Origin of the sequence: Yersinia nurmii (assembly GCF_001112925.1) — a bacterium.
GTDB classification, from domain to species: Bacteria; Pseudomonadota; Gammaproteobacteria; order Enterobacterales; family Enterobacteriaceae; genus Yersinia; species Yersinia nurmii.
Genome location: NZ_CPYD01000005.1, coordinates 1 through 20643, shown reverse-complemented (window position 1 = coordinate 20643; position 20643 = coordinate 1). Strand labels below are relative to the sequence as shown.

The window sequence follows — 20643 nt, the reverse complement described above, 5'->3', positions numbered from 1 at the left end:
TTATTTAAAGGGCCTCATTACGATGATGGAACATCTAAGCGAACCATGGGGAATTAAAGACTCTGAGTCACGCCATGTATATATGAACAAGGCTGCATATCTCTATACCAATACACCACTAAATTTTGATATAGAGGGAAAACTGGATGAAGAGTTTCCTGCGGCATGGGCAGAGTGTGCCCCTGAGTTTAAAGAGCATGATAAAAGGACTGAAGGGGTAAAGGATCGGGTTGCGGTGATAGAGACTCATTATTGGTATGGTAAAGATAGTCTCACGCCGTTTATTAGTGAGAAATTGCCAATTTATAATGACGACGGAATAATTGCTGGGGTTATTTGGAATGCCAAACCTCTGAGTAGTTTATCTCCGCTGAAATATATTAATCATCAAAAGCCAAGTGTTTTGACTACGGAAGTTGATACCTTGATGTTTACTAAGGCGGAGCTGGATATTATTTTTCTTATGCTACAACGTTACGCCAATAAGGAAATAGCTAAGATATATAATGTCAGCGCGAAGACAATAGAAAATAGAATATATAGCATTTATCAAAAAGCAGATGTACATACGCTTCGGCAATTCGAGGAGTTTTGTAAGCCTTTGCAGCTTGATAACTACATTCCAGAGCGACTGATAGAGAAAGGCATTCAGTTTATCTGATCTTATTCAAGGAAATGACATTGTGATTAAAATTGAGGACTACCCATTAAGCCGGGTGCCAGAGGATAAAAGAGTATCCTTTTTAAGCGTAGCCGTGGTTCATATGGGTATGTTGACGGCATTGGATCAGTTTATGCTTGGTGCCGTATTGGGTAACTCCATGAGCCTGATTGATGCCTTTATTGCTATTTTTGTCGGTAGCTTGATATTTGGTGTGGTGACTTTCGGCTTAGGCGTATCCGGTATGAGAGAAGGTATCTCAGGCAGCCTGTTAGCTCGATGGTGTGGTTTTGGTCGCATAGGTTCAGTACTGATCGGGTTAGTGATTGCTGTAAGTTTGCTTGGCTGGTTTGGTATACAAAATGCGATTTTCGCCAAATCTCTTAACTTTGCTTTAGGCGATAAATTAGGTTTTGCCTGGTCAGCTGCGCTATCAGGTACATTCCTGACTATTCTGGTAGCTTTTGGTTTTAAAGCGTTAAGAATTACTGCGAGAATAGCGGTTCCTTTGTTTATTCTCTTGGTGTTCTTTATTTCTTATAATGTGCTTTCAGGGCAAAGCCTGAGCGAAATCATTAAACTGGTTCCGGGAGGCGAGCCATTATCTATCAGCACCGGTATTACTATCGTGGTTGGTGGAGCTATTGTCGCCAGCTTAATTACACCAGATTTGACACGTTACAGTAAAAATAAGCAGCATGTTTTCGGTATCACCATTTTTACCATTATAGCTGGTGAGTTCATTGTTAACGGATTAGCTATTCTGATTGCCCGCAGTTTGAGTTCAGCGGACGTGGTCACCATCATGTCGCAGACTGCTGGCGGCATTGGTTTATTAGTGGTTGTTTTCTCCACACTACGAGTTAACGATATCAACCTGTATTCATCCTCATTAGGTGTAGTGAATGCGGTTGAGGGAATTACCGGCAAGAAACTAAAATATACGGCGACAACCGTCGTCATTGGCTTATTAGGTACGTTACTTTCTGTACTGGGTATCTTAGACCGATTCGTGGATTTCCTGACCGTACTTGGCGTAGTATTTCCACCAATTATAGGCGTGATGCTGGTCGATTATTATATTCTGCGCACCCACAGAAAAGTTTTGGATGACAGCAGAAAAGCAGGCAAATTGCCGGATGAAACGCCGGTTATCGGTTGGACGGCTATTTTGGCAAGTATTGCAGGCAGTCTGGTTGGCTTGTTTACCGAGTGGGGCGTACCGACCATTAATTCATTGGTTGCGGCCAGTGTTTTTTATTGGCTATGTAAGATAATCCTCAAACGCTATGCTGCGACGATCATCGTTCAGAATGCATCTCAATAATCCTGATTTCAGCTGAATGTTAATAGAATGCCCCTGTACCCAATGGACAGTACCTCAAAAGTTGGACACCCAACTTAGTAAGGTACCGTTCGCTAACTCGGGGCATTATTTTATAGCCATTATTTCCCTCCAGAACGGAGCCATAGCCTCAGCCAGTTCACTTCAATCTTCATGCGGAGCGAACATCGTGAGTTTGCTTGAATTACTCTTTTAATACGTTGATGAACCGTGTGGAATAGCGTTTGGTTGACCGACAGTTTGTGGGGAAGAGGCTGGTCATTTGTCCTGGTTATTGTTCCTTGGCTGGTAATATTGTTGCCGCTTAGCCTGTAGTTTTGTCGCGATCTGGAGGTGATGGCGCTGGGAGAGAATAGTGCGTCAGCGCTGGGCATTTCAGTACGGCGCGTACAATCTCTGGTATTAATACTGGCAGTAGCGCTGGCGGCTATCAGCGTGGCTGTATGTGGCCCGATTGGATGGTTGCCCCTCATTTGACCCGAAAACTTGTAGGTAGGCGTCATTTGCTGCTGATTTCCGCCGCAATGTTGGTTGGTGCGCTTATCCTCCTATGGGCCGATCTGCTGGCCAGAACGCTACATCCTCCCCTTGAACTGCCAGCCGGCGTATTAACCGCGGTGATTGGCGCTCCTTATTTTTTCTGGTTTTTAATGAGAAACCGCTGATGCAGTTCTTGATTGAGAACCTGCGCGCTGGCTACGGTGAAAACACGATTCTTAGCGACTTATCGCTTACTTTGCCAGGGGCAAAATAAGCGCATTGCTTGGCCCAAATGGCGGTGGGAAATCAACTTTATTGACGTGTTTTTCTCGTTTGCTCACGCCATTATTTGGCAGCATATGGCTTGATAGCTATCCTATTTCCGCATTATCCAGCCGAGAACTGGCTCGTAAACTCGCATTGCTACCGCAACAGCACGTTGCACCAGAAGGTATCCGGGTATGCGAACTGGTCGGCTATGGCCGCAGCCCGTGGTTAAATCTATGGGGCGGTTAAGCGTCGATGACAAACGCAAAGTTGAGCAGGCAATGCGCGACACTCAGCTCATTGATTTGGCAGATAAATTGGTCAGCGAGCTTTCTGGAAGGCAGCGCCAGTGAGCATTTCTGACGATGGTATTGGCGCAGGGGACGCCGCTGTTATTGCTCGATGAGCCAACCACTTATCTCGATATTAATCATCAGGTAGAACTAATGGCGTTGCTCCGCCGGCAAAATCAACAGGGGAAAACCCTAGTCGCAGTATTGCACGACCTGAGTCAGGCTAGCCGCTATTGCGACAATTTGATGATGATGATGAGACAAGGTAACGTTATTGCTCAGGGTGCACCGGAGGAGGAGGTGACGCCGGAGTTATTGGCGGAAACCTTTCAAATTGACGCACAAATTCACCGCGAACCGATTTCTGGCCGACCGATGTGCATTGTGAAATAACCCCAACTTTTGATCTAATAGATTGCTCGTTGAGTGGATAAGATCCAAGGCAGATTGCGCTGCGTCTTTGCATTGAGAGAGCGAAATATTAGCAAGGCTAATAAAAGCAAATGACGGTTAAAAAGTCGCAGAGAAAAAATCGCAATGGGAAACAGTAACGATGAGAAAGAACAGCGGCGAGAAATAATGGCTGTAAAAAAGCGTATACCTACAGCCGTAGATATACGCGTACTTTGCATGACGATTATCGGATACAGACTAAGGCATTACAGCGCCAGTTTGATTTCATTCGCCAAAATGTCACTGATATTTTCATGTGTTTTCGTGGTCGGGTGCATATTATCCCAGAAAACAAAAGCGCCATTGCTATTCTTACATTCGGCTCGTGGTGAAGCACCGGCAATATAATCGAGACTTGAGTCTCTTAAATTTAAGCAGGTGTCTTTCGAGTTAACATAGCCAAATTTTTCAGGGTTTTTGATGATATTTTCAAATGCCGCATTTAGATTTGGCATAATCCATTTAACATCAGGATATGTCGATTTCAGTGAGTTTATTAATGTGTTTAGCTTAGCGTTGAACTCGATAGATTTATTTTTCAACTTATCTTTTTCAGATTGACTCCAGCCTTTAACCGCAGGGACAGTAGAAAAATCGGGTAAACTGAATACCGCAATCTGCTTCGCGCCTAGATTCTTCAGTCGGACTAAATCATTTTTATAGTTATTAATGATGTCATCAGGTGACTTGCTACCTGTAATGAAATCATTGCCACCAAATAAAGCCAGAAAAAGAGTTTTACCGATATTATACCCATCAGATTTTTTTATATAGGACTCAAAGGAGTCCAGCTGTTGCCCAAATCCTGAGAATAGAAGACCGCTGCCGCTCTCCGCGTTACCTGTTGCCCAAGTGTAGCTAGGGACTTTAATGTGTTTCTTGCTCAGATACTCATGCCAAACCAATCCATTTGAGAAGTGCCCTAAATACCAAGTATTACTGTTAGGCACAGTTCCGTAGGATCCATTATAGACATTGATCGTATCTGATAGACTGTCACCAAAGACAACCATTCTGTCTAGTTTAGTTTTACCAATATCAATTGTCGGAATTTTGTCTCCTTCATTCCAGAATGAATAGTAATAAGACAAAGTATAATCTGACGCATAAGGGATAAGGTCGGTAAAGCTAATATCTTTCTTATTTAATGTATTAATACAAACGTCTTTGATTTCCTGATGGGTTGATTTCGTATAAAACATATTGGCTAAAATAGCGCTGGAATACCAATGGCCACTAACGGTTGCATAATCATTGGATGAATTACCTGCACGGCCCCATTCCCAGGATGAGGTGGCGTCAAATTCTTTATCTTTGTTTTTCCGGTAGGCGCACTTTATATATGTGTAAGTTTCACTCTTATTGAGTGATTTCTGCATGTTCTTTTCAGGTGGAATACTGGTTCTTGAGATTGAACTCACATCATTTTTTGCATAGGATGAAATGCAAAAAACAGATAAAAATAAAGCCAGAGGTATTTTATTCATTTTTTATTTCCTTTTTATTATTAGTATTAAATAGAGACAAAGTAATCTCTATATTCATGAATTTATTGTTTTTGGTGATAGGAAACACAAATGTTCGCGGCCTGACCGGCCAGTTCTTTTCGATCGCTGGAAACAAAAATGCCAGAAATATAGTGACCATCAAGGGCGAATTTTCGGTAGTTAGTTGAATAGCGCTGTCCGACAGTAAAGGTTCGTCCATCGCTTAAGGTAAACTTAGCCTCATCGATAGCTCCATTCCCCCAAGTTTCCAGAGTATTAATCAGACTTCCATTAAGCTCAATTGAGCTGGATTCACCGGTAACCGTACCCTGTTGGTATCTATTACCGTTTGCAAAGATAATTTCGAATCCGCCGACTCGCAAAGCTCCGCCAATTCGCTGGATATAGCCTTTTAGCGATTTAATCTGGTTTATGCGACTATTCACTAGGCTTGGTTTGAATGGTTCCGGCATATTAATTTCATCTTTTAACGCTAAAATTCGAGCCTGACTGGTTGGCCAGCCAAAGAAGGTGGAGTAACACAGCGTTTTTAAATACAGACCTTCCGTGTTACTGCCATTTTTTTGAACGTTTTGAATGATCTCTGTATATTCCAGACCATGTACTCTGCAATAACCGTGGGCGTACATGACATTATTTGCCACTGTATTGGGGGAAGAGTCGTTGTATTGAATATCTAGCTCTGCATCGTAAATACCCTGGATATAATCTTCAACATGCTTTACCAGCTGATCAATGTTTCGCTGAAGTTGCCCAACCTCATTGTTGTTTAATCCAATCTCATCTTTACGCTCGATACCCATAGTCCAGTACATGATTTGCATCAGAGCAGTCGTCGAATACATGGAAAGAATATGGTAATTGGTTTTGTGATCAAAGGTAGTGAACTTGCGCTGTACGCTGTCTAAATGCACAGAGACACTCATATATAAGCTTTTCGCTTCTGGCGTCCCGGGATGATCCTGTAGCGCGGAGATGACGGATGCAATCTTGCCTTTAAGCTCTGCGATATCGCCCAATAAGATACCCTGAATCGCTTTAAGGACATTTTCCTCAATAAGCTGTTGCACCCGGCTCAGAATTTCCTGCCAAATATCGCGCTCTTGATCTTTCCAGAAGAAATCGATAATTGAGGACAGATAATCTCCAACGTAAGGAATGAAAGAGATACCTTTAATTATCGCTTGCTTGAGGATAGCTGAAGAATCCCAGTCAAACTCGTAGGCCGAGGTAGCATAAACATGGTAAGGAATCAGACTAGCGGTATTGTTATACTCTGTAAGGTTATTCATTTAACTTACCTTTTATTTAATGACTTATGAAAATCAGATTGAGTATTCAAATCTTATTTTTTAGCCATAAAGAGTCTCACTCCGGTTTGAACCGAAATTCAGATTTTGTTGTAAAACTCTGGTTCTTCACTTACGTGGAGATGAGATTCTTTAGGCTGTTTTTATTTTCCTGCGATAGAAGATGTACAATCCGTCTATTCAACGCTGGTTTTATTTCTCCTCCGCAGTAACGTACGCTTTTCGGCTGGTTTTATTTACCAATACCACTTTGCTGTAATATAGTGAGTTCGATGGCGACTGTAGTAACTTAGATTCACCGACACTCACCTCAACGGATGTATAAAGGAACCATTGGCTCGTAAAACTATGCGACCAATAATACTCGGCAGTAATAAGGTTTGCTGCGCCATCATTAGTGATAATTATATTCCTGCGGCTTTCTGGAATAATGGGCGTGCTTTGATAGAAGACCTCAGTGCTGGAGTTTGGAGCAACCTCGGCTGCGACCCTTGCTCTGAAGGGGGCGGAGATTAGAGCCGCTGTTTCAGTTTTATAAATTTCAGTTGGGTTTTCTACTTCAACTGTATTTGATTCTGTATTAATCGTGATGGTTACCTTGTTCATATTTTTTATCCTTTTTTATACCAACCGATTTGTTGGTATGAAAAGACTATTCAATAATTCACTGATTAAGAAATCAATACCGGGTTATAATTGATGATATCGTTACTTCTCTTTTTTTATCTTAATTAACCCATTCGTATTTTGTTTGCTAAGTGATGACGGCGATGTTTATTTTCTTTTATATTTTCAATGCGGTGCTTATTTTCTCATATTTATTAACTTATAATTTATTTAATTGGTTAAATAACAGTGTCTTGATTCGATGAGCTAAATTTATGGTGCTGTTTTCAGACTGCGGCAGGGACAATACAAGGAAAGGAGGAGAAGCGGTTAATGACGTTGAATAAAGTCAGTAACAGAGGTGTGTTTCTGAAAGTATACCTCATTCATTAATGAAGACTACTTGGAACTTGGTTAAATGTTGGGGCGATTTTAGTCTGGATAATCTTCCTGCGTTCAATATCATACAGGTGGCTCTCTCTTAGAGATTATGCGGGATAATTTTTATCGGAGAGTGATTCTGACTCTGTGGGAGCGCATGTTAGCCGAATAGCTGTGTTAGGATAATCCGAGCAGCTTAGGGGGTTTTCATCCGAATAGCATGTGATTGTTCCCGTAACAGTGCATTTTTCTTTTCCGCTTGTGTTTTATATTGCGTTTGTCTGGTTATATCCGAGGCTAAATCTTCAGCCTGGCTTTTCAGCTGTAATAACCGGGCATTCAATAAATCATTCTGCGCTTTTAGCTGTTGATTATCCCGTTGAGCCTGGTTACAAGTTCTCTGCTGATAGCGAACCAGAAGTACGCTGATGAGCAAGACGAACAATACTATTACGATGTTGTATATCGTTGGGAGTAAAAATGTCATGAGTAGCTCTTTGTGAAAGTTAAAATACCGAGTAACAACTTAGACGTATTGGGGACTCACTATGGGTTAGTTCTGTCGGTTGGTATGGTTCCGTATAAAATAAGCCATGTTACCTCCCTGACGAATGAGAGAAACGGCGCCATAAGTAGCTCAAAGCCGTGCTGCCCATTGTGCCGAATAAACCAGAAAATATGAATGTCATGTAATGGCTGGCGCCGCTTTCAAAACTTAATAATCCGCCTAATAAACCGGTGAAGCTTGATATCGTTATTTGGCTGATGACACCCATCCAACTCCATTTACTGCGAGTGTTTTGTCTGTCCATTAGGTATCGTACTAAACCTCCCCAGGCAGAAAAAATGCCGATAATTATCCATGTAATAATCTGTGTTTCTGCCGGGGACTTTAGTGACATATGGTTATCTCCATTCATTTGCCAGTGTTAATGGCTAGCTGATAATACCTATTCGCTCTGTATTATCATAAAAAACAGTGTAATTAATCATCTTAACTCGCAACTATGGTAGTTAATTTCATCTCTCGTATGAACTAAGTAATAATTAAGTCCATAGAGGGTGAGGTAATTAATTTGCTGTGTTTACTCGATCCGTTTGGATAAGTTGAGTGCTGTTTTTTTTCATTATCGATTGATACTCAATGATTTAATTTTTTATAAATAATAAATTGTTGCTTCTGCTCTGTTCAAGTTATTTACGATTCTTTAATTTTATCCAGTTTGTGATGCTGAATTATTTCGGATTATATTCTATTTTATTATGCTGTCAGAGTTTCTGGTTTGCTTATATTAAGGCTAATCCTAATTATATTGAGTTGTTTTCCTTAATGTTCAGTAGACATTTGACCAGGAAGCACATGATCCCATTATTACTTGCAATAATTGTTACGATGTTTCGTTGGACTTTGCAATTTCCGCCATTGTTCATTGAGATAGATATCTGAATGACCTCACCTATGGTTGATAGTTTACTCCTTAAACGGTAGGCCAGCTGCGAGACGTTACCTTTACCGATAATACTCTCTCTACCTTTCCAAACGTGAGTGACGATTTCATTTATAGGAATACTATTACTTTTCCTGCGATTGAGCAGGAACTGTAGCATCAAAAATTCCTTTTCTGTCAGTACGATCTTCTTATTATCATAATGCAATGACTTTTGTGCTCCATCGATAAACAAGACCTTCATTATCATCATTCTCCATATGAGTGAGTTATTTATTAGATAAGAATGATAATTCATGAGGTGATTAATTAACATGCTAAATTATACTTGAGCTTTATTTTTTGAACGAAGTAACAAAACGTGTGATTGGTAGTTTTTTCTGTTCTTTTGTTATTGTAGTCTTGGGTATTATAGTTTTCTTTTTTTTAAAATTGATTTTCATCATTAAACCAGTTAGTTAGAAAATTTATCTTTGCATTTTCGTTGTACATCCCTATTTGTTTTCATCAGATTTTTCTCATTTTCCCAATTTTCTTGTGATTGTTATGAGTAAGAATTAGCTTTACTGTTTAATATTGGTTTAATTTACTAACTAATAAATTGGGCAATTAACATTCCTGCTTCATATTAATGCACCGGGTCTATTGAGTAGAGATTAACTGTTAAGCCTCGCTAAACAAGAGGCGTTCAGGTCTCCTGATAGAACGCAGGAAATGTGCAACAGGCTAAGGATGTATCGCTAAAGAATGCTATATCACAGAGATTCACTTGCTAAGGGAAGGGATTCAAGACGGCATATACCTATAATTGATTACGTGAGCACTTATAAGCTAGGAGTCTCGCAGTTATGCCATTGTTGATAAAGGGTAAAGTCAATAATGTAATTGTTTGATATAAATGGATATTAATATCGAATAAAGCGTTTTGGTAAAACAGGCTATCTTAATAGTAATAATTAAGTGCGTTAATATTTTTTGGAAAAGACATGATTTTAATTATATATGCTCATCCTTATCCGCAGCATTCTCATGCGAACAAACGCATGATAGAGCAGGCAGGGACTCTCGAAGGTGTAGAAATTCGCTCTCTTTATCAACTCTATCCCGATTTCAATATTGATGTTGCCGCCGAACAGGCCGCTTTATCTCGTGCCGATCTCATTATCTGGCAGCATCCGATGCAGTGGTACAGCATGCCGCCACTGCTTAAGCTATGGATGGACAAAGTCTTGGCTCATGGCTGGGCTTATGGTCACGGTGGTACGGCGTTACGTGGAAAAAATTTGTTGTGGGCGGTCACTACCGGCGGTGGCGAAAACCATTTTGACATGGGGAGTCATCCCGGCTTTGAGGCGCTTGCTCAGCCGTTTCAGGCTACGGCACTGTATTGCGGTCTGAAATGGTTACCGCCTTTCGCCATGCACAATACTTTTATTTGTGATGATGAAACGCTTCAGGCTCAGGCGCGTCATTACAAACACCGTCTGATGGAATGGAAGGAGACGTTTTATGGATAGCCATATGCTCATACAGGCACTGATTTATCTTGGTGCAGCGGCGTTGATCGTACCGATTGCGGTGCGTTTCGGATTGGGCTCGGTATTAGGCTATCTGATCGCCGGATGTATTATTGGGCCGTGGGGATTACGGCTGGTTACTGATGTTGACAGTATTCTCCATTTTGCCGAAATAGGCGTGGTATTGATGCTGTTTATTATTGGTCTGGAACTCGATCCGCAGCGACTGTGGAATTTGCGCGCATCCGTGTTTGGCGGTGGAGCATTACAGATGGCGGCCTGCGGCGCACTTATCGGGTTATTCTGCATGTTGCTGGGTCTGCGTTGGCAAATTGCGTGTTTAATTGGGTTAACGTTGGCGCTCTCCTCAACGGCAATTGCGATACAGGCAATGAATGAACGAAATTTAATGGCTTCGCAGATGGGGCGCAGCGCTTTCTCCGTATTGTTATTTCAGGATATAGCGGCGATTCCTCTGGTTGCGATGATCCCACTTTTAGCTGCCAGTGAATCATCCACCACTCTGACCGCTTTCGCGTTTTCTGCTCTGAAAGTGGCCGGAACGCTGACGTTAGTCATTCTGTTGGGGCGCTATGTTACGCGTCCGGCCCTGCGTTTTGTTGCTCGCTCTGGTTTACGCGAGGTTTTCAGTGCCGTAGCGCTATTTTTGGTATTTGGCTTTGGTCTCTTACTGGAAGAAGTCGGACTATCTATGGCGATGGGCGCTTTTCTCGCCGGGGTGTTGCTGGCGAGCTCTGAGTATCGACACGCGCTTGAGAGTGATATTGAACCCTTTAAAGGTTTGTTATTGGGGTTATTTTTTATCGGTGTCGGGATGTCGATCGACTTTGGCACGCTGATCGATAATCCGCTGCGAATTATTGTTTTGCTGGCGGGCTTCCTGATCATCAAAACGACGGTTCTGTGGTTCATTGCGCGTCCGCTTAATGTACCTCGTAAGCAGCGCTATTGGTTCGCCGTATTTTTGGGACAGGGGAGTGAATTTGCCTTTGTTGTTTTCGGTGCGGCGCAAATGGCGAATGTGCTAGAGCCAGACTGGGTGAAATCCCTGACTCTGGCCGTGGCGCTTTCAATGGCGATTACGCCGATTTTGCTGGTGCTGTTGGCGCGAATGGAGAAATCTGACCACGGGCCGGAGCGCGAAGCCGATGAAATTGATGAAGAACAGACGCGAGTCATTATTGCCGGATTTGGTCGTTTCGGGCAGATAGCCGGCCGTTTGCTGCTTTCCAGCGGCGTGAAGGTCGTGGTACTCGATCACGATCCTGAGCATATCGAAACCTTGCGGAAATTCGGGATGAAAGTGTTTTATGGGGATGCGACACGTATGGATTTGCTGGAATCAGCGGGGGCGGCCAAAGCGGAAGTGTTGATCAATGCCATAGACGATCCGGCAACCAGTATGCAGCTCACGGAAATGGCGAAAGAGCATTTTCCAAACTTGCCAATCATCGCCAGAGCGCGGGACGTAGAGCATTACATTCAGCTTAAACACGCGGGCGTTGCTCAACCGGAGCGTGAAACCTTTGAAGGTGCATTGAAAATCGGGCGCCTGGCGTTGGAGAAACTCGGCCTAGGCCGTTATGAAGCGCGAGAGCGCGCGGATCTGTTCCGCAGATTTAATCTCCAGATGGTACAGGAAATGGCGGAAGGGGAGAGCGATACCCAGTCCCGCGCTGCGGTATATAAGCGAACCAGCGAAATGCTGACGGAAAGCCTTGCCGAAGAACGCGCTCATCTTTCCCTCATCCAGCGCCATGGCTGGAAAGGAACCGATGAAGGAAAGCACACGGGTGAAGTAGAGGATAAATCGAAACCCCAATCTTCCTGATGACCTAACTAGAATGCTGTGCTCCACCTATATTCTTTTCCCAATAAATAAGGAATAGAGGCATAGGAAATAGGGGGGAAACAGGTGCGCAGCATTCTTTAACAGAACCAATAAATCAAATATCAGTATGTGTGCTATGCGTTATTTTTTCTTCAATACATTGTATTCTCAACGCCTTTTCTCTACGTCAAGATCTTGATGACCCGTATTACTACGTCCAGGTCGTGGAGCACGGTGGATTTTCTCAGGCTGTTCGCGCTCTGGATATGCCCAAATCCAAACTTAGCAGGCGCATTGGTATGCTAGAGGAACGTTTGGGCGTGTGGTTTATCCTACGTTCAACCCGTATTTTTGCTGTTACCGAATTGGGGCAGGCTTACTACACCAAGTGTAGCGCTATGCTAGTGGAGACTGAAGCCGCGCAGATCATTGGATTACCTCAGGATGACTTATAGATTAACGCTGAGAATCCAGTTTCTCGTTATTTTTCATCACTTCCTGAGCTTTGCTATAGCTTTCAATCAGCAATTGATAGGCTGGGAATATTTGAGTATAAACCTCCGCCCATACTTCGGCGTCCGCGCGATTCCAGGTTCTCTGAAGCTCTGCGTCAACGGCGGCGGTATCCATTGGTACTACGCCTGCCGGAACGATTCGGGCAAGCGTAATTTCCTGCGCCATCTTGCTGTAAGTGTCTGATGCACTGATGACTGCGAACACTCTATACCCTTTGGCAACGGCGCTAATGGACGGGAAAGCCATACAAACACGGGTACTAGTGCCTGCGATAATCAGGGGAGGCGTCCGGTTGCTTTTACCGCTTTAACAAAATCCTCGTTGTTCCAGGCATTGATTTCACCTTAACGTGCCACGTATTGGGCGTGCGGCGCATGTGCATGAGTTTCTGGAATCAACGGGCCATTCGGACCTTGTGGAACGGAAGCCGTGGTAATCACCGGCATGTTGCACAGCGTCGCCAGCGACCCGAGCGCATAGTTCCGGCATTGGCATATCGGCTACGGTCTGGAAGAGGCCGCTTTGGTGATCGATCCACAGCATCACGAAATCGTTGACATGTTGACCGTTGAAATTAGCTGGGATAGATATCGTATTCTCCTTTGTTGGGTTTAGGTGCGACCGAATCAGTTAGGTTTCAGTAAAACTGTTTCACTTAATTACTATATATTCACCACAAAAAACGGTGTAGACGCAAAAATAGCTCTTTACGTTCTATAAATAGAACAATTGGGTCGCTCTGATATACAAAGGTCTTACGGAATGAGTCTGTGTGGTATTGCGGTGCGGGGAGAGAGGCAAATGGCGGAGGGAAAGAACCCAACCGCGCTTTTGCAACAGAAAAACACTTTATTTTAGATTGGCGCTAAAACCCTTACTGTTTCCTAAATCATCAATCAAGGCAAAAGTCAGGCGAGTACTGCCAGCCGCCGGAGCGCGGTTGAGAGGAAAATTGAGCGTTGAAAATGGGGAAACCATATCCGGCAGGCTTTCCGCTGAGCCTAATGTCAGGGACGCTAACGACGCATAATAAGGCGTCGGATTATCAACTTTGACCACTGCGGTATCGCCGTCGCGCTCTAAAGTGAAGGTTAATGCTTTACTCAGCGTGTCTCCCGGCGCAGGTATATTCTTAGGGCGATAAAATACTTTGTATTGCATACGTAAGGCCAATGTCACGAAAGACTCGTTATCGACTTTAGTGACAGTTTTGGGCGGAATTTCATAAACATTGAGCCAAAATGCGGACTCTCTATCTGTTGGCAACTTACTGACGCCAGATAAAATGAGTCGCAGGCTGCGCTGCGCCTGAGGTTGTAGACGAAACAGCGGCGGAAGCACTAATACGGGAGAAATAGCTTTCTCCGGCGTTGCCATTAAATCGCCATTATCCACCCAGACCTGCACCGCCACCGGATAGCTATTGCTGTTAACCAATTGCAGTGACTCTTCAGTATGACCTTCACTAAAGATCACGCGCGTTCTCTCTGCTATCACGCTGGCCACTGCGGGTGTGCTAGGAGCCACGATTAGTAGCAAAAGTAAGCTGGTGATACCGCTAGTTAGGTGTTTGAATGGCATATTATTGAACACGGATAACCACTTGTGCATGTGCATTCACCGCTCCAGGAGTAACAGTTTGCCCGCTGATCTTGCCTAACTCAGCCCGAAAGTTTTCAGTGTAGCTATTTCCGCCGGTGACACTGCCGGTGGTTTGCTGCGCGCCGTCGAAGATGCCATACCAGCCACCGCTATTACCGGTTAATGTCACGTTTTTAGATAGCAGATTAATTGGGTTGTTGTTGCGATAAATACGAATACCGACGCCGCTGGCCGTTCCGGATGCACCATAATTATCTGATACCAAATGGCTGATCCCACCACTGCCATTCATTAATCCCAATGCTTGAGCTTGTGCTGCGTTTGCTGCGGGAACCAAAAAACCCATCGCAACTGCGCCAGAAGTCACTCCAGAGGTGATGCCAGTCTGGCATTGGAAATCCACGTTAAACTCCGCCGAACTGGTGCCGCCGCTATTCAGCTCTGCCACAGAAATTCTGGGTAATATCACCGTTGGAGTAAAATTGGTCACCGCACAAATCGTCGTTCGGCGGAAGGTAACATAATTGTACAGGCCGATTGACGCAGGCCAGGTTCCATACCAGCCGGGCCAGTTTGATACTGAATCGGTGCCTTCAATTGGCCCATTGATACCCGGCCCTTTAAAGGCAATATAGGCGTTGGGCTGAGTGTAGGCATAGGTATAAGAGGCCGAGTTATTGGTGCCACTTCGGGCATAATCAATGCGAAACAGTTCGGTATAGATATTGCTGAAGTTCTTCGCTTTAACCAGAATGCGACCGCTGCTGTCCGTATCAAGGTCGGTCAGGCGACGGCCTTTCCATAATCTAGAATAATACTCTCCAGTTGATAAATTGGTAATTCGGATAACAACGTTACGTACATAGGTGGCAAAGCCAGAGGGAACGTTGCCAGCAATGGTGCCGTCCTCATTTTTACCCGCATAATCGTTATCACCGTTTGTGGCATACATTTCGAAGATCTGATCAACGTCGGCTGCATCACAGCGGAATAGTACTCGTTCGGGATCATAGCCAGTATTCAGGGCAAAAGTGGTAAAGTTTGATGTTGCTGCTGCTAATAATGTGCCATCCGGCTGGAAATTCGCATTGGTACTGAGGTCAATTATACCCGGCAAACCCAGCGAACCGTTATTGTTGTCCAGAGAGCCCGCCCAGGATCCCGCCGTCCCATCACCGGCACCTAGCTGATTTTGCGAGGTAATTTTAGAGCAGGCTGACCAGGCAGAACTACTGCTTAGCCCGATCAGTATTATTACACCAGCCAGAATGCGCGGGCGACGATAACAGGCAGTGGACATTGGCCGTGATACTTCGCAAGGTATTAACTGCTTCGTTGGTCTTAACATTATTTTTCTCATAATTGTTAACGGCGGCAACTGCCTGTTATATGGATAATATCTTGCTCGGTATCCTGATCATCGAAAGTATAAGGTAACTCACATTGCTCACCGCTGTTTTCACCCCAGCGGACATGCAGCAAACCTTTTTTGTCTTTCACACGGACATAGATCTGGTTTCCCTGACCCACCATACCGACAATTTCATCTTGACTGTTATACACGTCGGCACCCAGCGGTAACCCTTCACCCTCGGCGGTTTGAGTCTGAATTAATATCGCATAGCCGGTCAGTGTCTCGAATTTAACTTTCACTGCGGCACCGGCGTAAGGAACCACGCGACCCTGATTTTCTTTCAGTTCGGTATTACGATTAATGCCTTTGGTATCTAAACCTATCGTATTGTAATTATAAGGCGTTAACGCCGGCACCAGAGCAAAGCCATTGTTATCAATCCGGGAACCTTGCGCGTTGCGAACTCTTGCCCCTTGGGCGCCATCCGCTTCAATTAAACCGAATGTTTCACCCAAATAAGGCCCAAATGTTACGCCTTTGCCATGAATAACGGCAGCACCGCGCGCACCGGCACCATATTGGGTGTAATTATTGCCGCGCGAATAGCTGCCGTTGACGGTCGCATTAGGGAATTGTTGTTGCACATTAGCTCCCCAACTATTTGAGTTATTGCCGATTTTGTTATCGTCATAGCCAGCATTAACCGAATAGTTAAAGGAATTCCGCTCACCGACAGTGCCTGATAGCGATGTTTGGTAGCTATTGCCGCTTTTCGGATTGCGGTTGGCAGACATCGATAGATATTGGCTTCTGCTGCCTATATTTAGCGGAATAGACAGCGTTAATGTCGCGATGTTCTCGGTATTGCCATAGCGTGTCGTCGTCGTATTATTACTCTCTTCGGTTTCCCAACCATACAGCGTCGAGGTATAAACGCTACGCTGCCGGCTAATAGCTAGGTTATAGCTGATATCTCTATAGTTATTTGAATAACCCAGCTGTAACTGGGTATCCCTCTGCGTATCATTATAATAATCGCTGGTTGAGGCAGAGGCATAAAGCTGACCAAAACGCCCCATATTCTGATTGACTGTGGTGGTAAACTGACTGCGTTGTTTATAGGTTGATGAATCCCATATTCCACCATTCTTTTGCACGGAACGAACGCCAAACACATCGTTTAAATCGCGATAACCTTTGGTTGAATAGCGGTATCCCGCCAATGAAAAGGTCGTTCCGGTTTCGCTGAATGTCTGGCTATAAGTTGCCTGCATACGCCAGCCATTCTGGGTTTGGTCGTTTTCGACCTTAGCGTGAGAGTAGGTAGTATTGAGGCCGAAAGCGCCGACTGAAGTGCCAATGACTCCTCCGGCCAGCAGCGCGGTATAGTCTTTCGCTAAACGAAGACCGGAGTTACCCGTTAGCTGATTTGTGAGGCCGCGTTCATAAGTAAAATCAGCGAAATAGTTATCAATGTTGGTAAAGTCGCGTGATTCCCCGGCGACTGCACTATAACGGCTTATGCCAGGGCGCATTGAATCAGGTACGGCGCTGAATGGCACAGTAAATGTTGAACGGCTACCGTTAGCTTCTATGATCTCAACGTTGAGATCGCCCTGGCTGGTGGTGCTGTATAAGTCATTAATAACAAACGGGCCGGGGGCGACGTTGGTTTCATAAATTTCACGGCCATTCTGGCGAATAATGACTCGCGCATTGGTACTGGCAACCCCACGGACTTCTGGAGCAAAGCCGCGCATTGATTCCGGCCACATGCGTTGATCGGTGGCTATTTTTGCTCCACGAAATGACATGGTGCCGAATAACGTACTGTCAGTGAAAGTTTCACCCAGCGTTAATTGACTATCCAATTGGGGAATAGGGCGTTGTAAATAAGTACGAATGTTATTCCATTGGCTATCGCTACCGTTGCTGTTATTGGAATAGCGCAGGTTGGATTGCTGGCGTATTTGCCACAATCCTAAATTAAGCCCGCTTTTTAATCCCATAAAAGCATAATCAGAAGTGCTATTTTGCTGTTGGGATTTTGTATCACTGCGATAAAAGTTGGAGCTGTAATTAACGAATGCGAGATTTTCACCTTCTTCCCATTCGCTCCGCTCGATATAACCCCGAGGCCGTTTTTTTAATAGGGCTTGTGGAATTGATAGCTCTAATCGCAGTTTTGCCTGATCAAAGTGAAATGACGCGCCTTTGACTCGCTCGGCCAGCGGAACACATTGTTCTGCCAGCGGAATCGCAGAATCCGCAGGGGGTGATTCTATTTCAGGTGCGTTGGATTGTTGGGAAAGGGGATCGCCTTTAGCGGTGAGTTCAACGCCAGCGGCAGTTAAGAGTTCATCATTCAGGCAAGGGTAGACCTCTGACGAATCAGCATCCTTAATAAATTTAACGGTAGTACGTTTAAATGGCCTGTTATTAATCAGAATATCTACAGCATCGTAATTTCCGGCGGTTATGGCATTCTCTTTATTCAGTTGATTCAACCCTGAAGCGAATTTTGTCCCTAGAAAAAGAGATTCGTCAAACTCTAGGCCTTGCGGCTCTTCCTGAGCTAAAGAAGCATCAGTATATAAGATTAAAGAAATACACAAAGTTAATGCTTTTTGACGGCCGGAGAACTTCTTTTTTAGACTGACACGTACAAACCCCATAAATATTCCTTCGCCGGAAAGGTGCTACTAAATTTTATAACTGCCTGTATCTTGCCCACCGAAATCATTCACGAGTAGAAAATTTACGGTAGCATTTGAGGGGGCCGATGAATTCGGAATAACCCACTCAGCTTGAGACATAGGCGCAATCATTTCTGATTTCATTTTAAGTTTTTTCCCACCTCCAACGACTTCCGCGCTGGCAATAGTGGCATAGAAACCAGTGGGATTCTTTCCTGTGACAACGACATCCTTGCCACGTTGGCGAAGGCTAAAAGTAAGTGCGCTGGGTACCTGATCCACGCGGCCTGCAATATTTTCTGGCCGATAAAATACTTTAATGCGATTACGCATCAGCACTAACATTTTGTTGTTTTTTTCGGCTTTATTGACGGGGGGCACCTGTAAAAAGTTCAGGTAGAACACCGACTCTCTGTCTGTCGGCAGACCACTGCCCGTATATTTCAAGCGTAATGTTTGTCCTGCATTAGCTTCAATGCGAAAGAATGGTGGGGTAACGATAAAAGGAGCCTTACCTGTGTCTGGTGTTGACTGGGCATCGCCGCTGTCTAGCCAAACCTGAATGGCATTAGGGAAACTATCATTATTGGTTAATTGTACGCTGTGCTCTTTTTCCCCTGCCGAATAAATTATCCGGCTACCGTTCATGACTACGCTAGCCTGGGCAAAAGACATGCCTATAAAAAGTAAAAGAGTGATAAACAGATAACGGTAGCTAGGTATATTAATTGCCATGAGGATATCCTCTAAATGCGGTCGAAATAACTATATCCCTGGTCGCCGAGTGTGGTCAGAGATATGCTGCATACATACACCCGAGTAACCTATTCCTAAGTTCCTCGGGAGATTTTACTTACTTGCAGCGTACCTGCCGCACCAATTAATTAAAGTATATCCTATACGGTCATGCTGATATTTTTACAGGTAAGAAACCGCATATTGGACAGAGGCAATGACTGAGCCTGGGGTGGTTTTTCCTGTTGCGTAGTATTGAACGGCAAAATCATGTTCTGCTGATGTATCACCCGCTTTTAACACGATGCCATCTTGTGCTACACCGCTATTTAGATCGATACCGGTTGTTGTAGTTGAGTCTTTCAGTAATTGAAGTTCAACGTTGGTTGCGGTGCCTGTATTCTTTAGGTTACCCGCGGTAGTGACTTGGCTACCGACAAACACAGTTTTGATGTCAATATCAGTAACCTCTGAAGCACAACCGGCAACACCTAGAGTAAAGGTTGTCTTACCTGCTGTTTTACCAGAAGCATCTAAATCTGTACTTGATACCGTTGGCAGCAAAACCATTGGGTTTGCGTCAAGTCCGTTGACTGTCACTGAACAGGTTTGCGCTGTGACTTCCCCTTGGAATGTAATTGTATTATTACTCGCCGCCATTGCTACGGTTGTGGATGCAGAGAATAACGCGATAGCCAAAGTAATCTTATTCATTTAAAACTCCAATACAATAATTAAATATGCGGCTAGCATTCATTCTTATTTAGATAAGAATGAGTGTTTAACTTTATATATGTGAAGTGGGCTAGTGACTATGTTTACGAATGTTATTCGGTTATACTCGTCAGGTTTCCACGTGCCTTTTATTAAAAGTAATTCGGCAGTGATTATTTCCCTGCGTCTATTACTTGATGAGTGAATGATATAGAAAATATATCTAGCTGGACATAGGATAAGCGAACCAATTTATGTGGGAAAATTCCTACAGTGATTTATAGCTGAGGTTTTTATGACAATTCGTTGTATTAGTGGCATTTTTTATTTGTATGATAATGACGTGGATGATTTCCTTGTTGTGTTTATTGTAAAGCGTGAAATTATGTCTTTATACATTAAGCCACTGATTCTATAATGTAATTAGTGCAGGTTTTCATCGGCTTATAATTTTTATTAGGAAGTAAATGATAAGCATCGTGTGTCGGTTATATTAATTCCTCCCCACTGACGTCAAAGATGTTGAAAGATAGTTATTATCAATATCTAAAGGTCGAATAAATTTAACCTGTCAGTATAAGTTTTTCCTATTTGAGTCATTCCACTACTCTCCCTCATATGTTCACTAGCCCGATAGCTTTCTTTTATCGAGTACGACCCATTTAGGAATCAGACAGAATCGGCGATGGTTTATCTGCAATTCCTTTTTATCAGACTATGCCGTGGGAAGTTGTTGAGAGAATAAGCAGCAAAATGATACCCAGAGGTAATAAAGATTTTTGCACGATATCTGAGTTAGCGAGGTATTTCGTTTCATCGGCTTTGAACGTCGCTTGCGACGGCCCCGTAGGGGTGAGAGCTTTCAGCTCGAATAATCGAACGAGTTTGATGAAGAGTCCAGACGC

General features: G+C 43.8%; 16 protein-coding genes and 4 pseudogenes. 7 read left to right on the top strand and 13 right to left on the bottom strand.

Annotated elements, in window-relative coordinates; genetic code table 11:
* Window positions 1-22: 22 nt before the first annotated feature.
* From AD970_RS07760 to fecE, 4 genes and pseudogenes are all read left to right on the top strand, one after another.
* The gene (locus tag AD970_RS07760) at window positions 23-661 is read left to right on the top strand and encodes a helix-turn-helix transcriptional regulator (protein WP_157045481.1); all 639 of its coding nucleotides are present in this window, start codon (window positions 23-25) and stop codon (window positions 659-661) included.
* A gap of 22 nt (window positions 662-683) precedes the next feature.
* Window positions 684-1988, top strand: a complete 1305-nt coding sequence (locus AD970_RS07755; RefSeq protein WP_049597744.1) for a cytosine permease — start codon at window positions 684-686, stop codon at window positions 1986-1988.
* 240 nt (window positions 1989-2228) lie between these two features.
* Window positions 2229-2671: pseudogene (locus tag AD970_RS07750) on the top strand (iron chelate uptake ABC transporter family permease subunit); the annotation flags it as partial.
* Window positions 2671-3439 (top strand): annotated as a pseudogene (fecE, locus tag AD970_RS07745) (Fe(3+) dicitrate ABC transporter ATP-binding protein FecE). The pseudogenes AD970_RS07750 and fecE, both read left to right, overlap by 1 nt.
* A gap of 266 nt (window positions 3440-3705) precedes the next feature.
* On the opposite strand, the gene AD970_RS07740 reads toward fecE, so the two are convergent.
* From AD970_RS07740 to AD970_RS07720, 6 genes are all read right to left on the bottom strand, one after another.
* Window positions 3706-4986 carry an SGNH/GDSL hydrolase family protein gene (locus tag AD970_RS07740; RefSeq protein ID WP_049597743.1) on the bottom strand — a complete coding sequence of 427 codons (1281 nt, stop codon included), beginning with the start codon at window positions 4984-4986 and terminating at the stop codon, window positions 3706-3708.
* Between the two features lie 62 nt (window positions 4987-5048).
* Window positions 5049-6299: an insecticidal delta-endotoxin Cry8Ea1 family protein gene (locus AD970_RS07735; protein ID WP_049597742.1), complete on the bottom strand. Its 1251-nt coding sequence runs from the start codon at window positions 6297-6299 to the stop codon at window positions 5049-5051.
* A gap of 210 nt (window positions 6300-6509) precedes the next feature.
* The gene (locus AD970_RS18475) at window positions 6510-6923 is read right to left on the bottom strand and encodes a hypothetical protein (protein ID WP_053215266.1); all 414 of its coding nucleotides are present in this window, start codon (window positions 6921-6923) and stop codon (window positions 6510-6512) included.
* Between the two features lie 577 nt (window positions 6924-7500).
* Window positions 7501-7791, bottom strand: coding sequence for a hypothetical protein (locus AD970_RS07725; RefSeq protein ID WP_049597741.1), 291 nt, complete (start codon window positions 7789-7791; stop codon window positions 7501-7503).
* A gap of 109 nt (window positions 7792-7900) precedes the next feature.
* On the bottom strand, window positions 7901-8206 hold the full coding sequence (locus AD970_RS18780) for a phage holin family protein (RefSeq protein WP_072080614.1): 306 nt from the start codon (window positions 8204-8206) through the stop codon (window positions 7901-7903).
* A gap of 406 nt (window positions 8207-8612) precedes the next feature.
* Window positions 8613-8996, bottom strand: a complete 384-nt coding sequence (locus tag AD970_RS07720) for a helix-turn-helix domain-containing protein (protein ID WP_162199319.1) — start codon at window positions 8994-8996, stop codon at window positions 8613-8615.
* Between the two features lie 742 nt (window positions 8997-9738).
* Between AD970_RS07720 and kefF the strand changes: the two genes are divergently transcribed.
* From kefF to AD970_RS18775, 3 genes and pseudogenes are all read left to right on the top strand, one after another.
* On the top strand, window positions 9739-10269 hold the full coding sequence (gene kefF / locus AD970_RS07715) for a glutathione-regulated potassium-efflux system oxidoreductase KefF (protein ID WP_049597739.1): 531 nt from the start codon (window positions 9739-9741) through the stop codon (window positions 10267-10269).
* The gene (gene kefC / locus AD970_RS07710) at window positions 10262-12121 is read left to right on the top strand and encodes a glutathione-regulated potassium-efflux system protein KefC (protein ID WP_049597738.1); all 1860 of its coding nucleotides are present in this window, start codon (window positions 10262-10264) and stop codon (window positions 12119-12121) included. Before kefF ends, kefC begins: the two co-directional genes overlap by 8 nt.
* 164 nt (window positions 12122-12285) lie before the next feature.
* Window positions 12286-12546: pseudogene (locus AD970_RS18775) on the top strand (LysR family transcriptional regulator); the annotation flags it as partial.
* 31 nt (window positions 12547-12577) lie between these two features.
* Here AD970_RS18775 and AD970_RS07705 read toward each other — a convergent pair.
* From AD970_RS07705 to AD970_RS19960, 7 genes and pseudogenes are all read right to left on the bottom strand, one after another.
* Window positions 12578-13228: pseudogene (locus AD970_RS07705) on the bottom strand (isochorismatase family protein).
* A 258-nt stretch (window positions 13229-13486) separates the two neighbouring features.
* Entirely contained in the window at window positions 13487-14254 is a 768-nt protein-coding gene (locus AD970_RS07700) for a fimbrial biogenesis chaperone (protein WP_049597737.1), read from the bottom strand.
* Window positions 14220-15539, bottom strand: a complete 1320-nt coding sequence (gene stbD / locus AD970_RS07695; RefSeq protein WP_049597736.1) for a fimbrial usher protein StbD — start codon at window positions 15537-15539, stop codon at window positions 14220-14222. Before stbD ends, AD970_RS07700 begins: the two co-directional genes overlap by 35 nt.
* A gap of 65 nt (window positions 15540-15604) precedes the next feature.
* On the bottom strand, window positions 15605-18268 hold the full coding sequence (locus AD970_RS07690; protein ID WP_049597735.1) for a fimbria/pilus outer membrane usher protein: 2664 nt from the start codon (window positions 18266-18268) through the stop codon (window positions 15605-15607).
* 27 nt (window positions 18269-18295) lie between these two features.
* Entirely contained in the window at window positions 18296-19024 is a 729-nt protein-coding gene (locus AD970_RS07685) for a fimbrial biogenesis chaperone (RefSeq protein ID WP_049597734.1), read from the bottom strand.
* A 183-nt stretch (window positions 19025-19207) separates the two neighbouring features.
* Window positions 19208-19738, bottom strand: coding sequence for a fimbrial protein (locus tag AD970_RS07680; RefSeq protein WP_049597733.1), 531 nt, complete (start codon window positions 19736-19738; stop codon window positions 19208-19210).
* 710 nt (window positions 19739-20448) lie between these two features.
* A partial coding sequence (locus AD970_RS19960) for a hypothetical protein (RefSeq protein WP_049597732.1) occupies window positions 20449-20643 on the bottom strand: 195 nt, incomplete at its 5' end.

What these genes read in the sequence shown, in the direction of transcription:
- AD970_RS07740 (WP_049597743.1), bottom strand. Translation starts at nt 4,986, where the DNA reads ATGAATAAAATACCTCTGGCTTTATTTTTATCTGTTTTTTGCATTTCA.
- AD970_RS18475 (WP_053215266.1), bottom strand. Translation starts at nt 6,923, where the DNA reads ATGAACAAGGTAACCATCACGATTAATACAGAATCAAATACAGTTGAA.
- stbD (WP_049597736.1), bottom strand. Translation starts at nt 15,539, where the DNA reads ATGTCCACTGCCTGTTATCGTCGCCCGCGCATTCTGGCTGGTGTAATA.
- kefF (WP_049597739.1), top strand. Translation starts at nt 9,739, where the DNA reads ATGATTTTAATTATATATGCTCATCCTTATCCGCAGCATTCTCATGCG.
- AD970_RS07725 (WP_049597741.1), bottom strand. Translation starts at nt 7,791, where the DNA reads ATGACATTTTTACTCCCAACGATATACAACATCGTAATAGTATTGTTC.
- AD970_RS07690 (WP_049597735.1), bottom strand. Translation starts at nt 18,268, where the DNA reads ATGGGGTTTGTACGTGTCAGTCTAAAAAAGAAGTTCTCCGGCCGTCAA.
- AD970_RS07720 (WP_162199319.1), bottom strand. Translation starts at nt 8,996, where the DNA reads ATGAAGGTCTTGTTTATCGATGGAGCACAAAAGTCATTGCATTATGAT.
- AD970_RS07760 (WP_157045481.1), top strand. Translation starts at nt 23, where the DNA reads ATGATGGAACATCTAAGCGAACCATGGGGAATTAAAGACTCTGAGTCA.
- AD970_RS07700 (WP_049597737.1), bottom strand. Translation starts at nt 14,254, where the DNA reads ATGCACATGCACAAGTGGTTATCCGTGTTCAATAATATGCCATTCAAA.
- AD970_RS07680 (WP_049597733.1), bottom strand. Translation starts at nt 19,738, where the DNA reads ATGAATAAGATTACTTTGGCTATCGCGTTATTCTCTGCATCCACAACC.
- kefC (WP_049597738.1), top strand. Translation starts at nt 10,262, where the DNA reads ATGGATAGCCATATGCTCATACAGGCACTGATTTATCTTGGTGCAGCG.
- AD970_RS07685 (WP_049597734.1), bottom strand. Translation starts at nt 19,024, where the DNA reads ATGGCAATTAATATACCTAGCTACCGTTATCTGTTTATCACTCTTTTA.
- AD970_RS18780 (WP_072080614.1), bottom strand. Translation starts at nt 8,206, where the DNA reads ATGTCACTAAAGTCCCCGGCAGAAACACAGATTATTACATGGATAATT.
- AD970_RS07735 (WP_049597742.1), bottom strand. Translation starts at nt 6,299, where the DNA reads ATGAATAACCTTACAGAGTATAACAATACCGCTAGTCTGATTCCTTAC.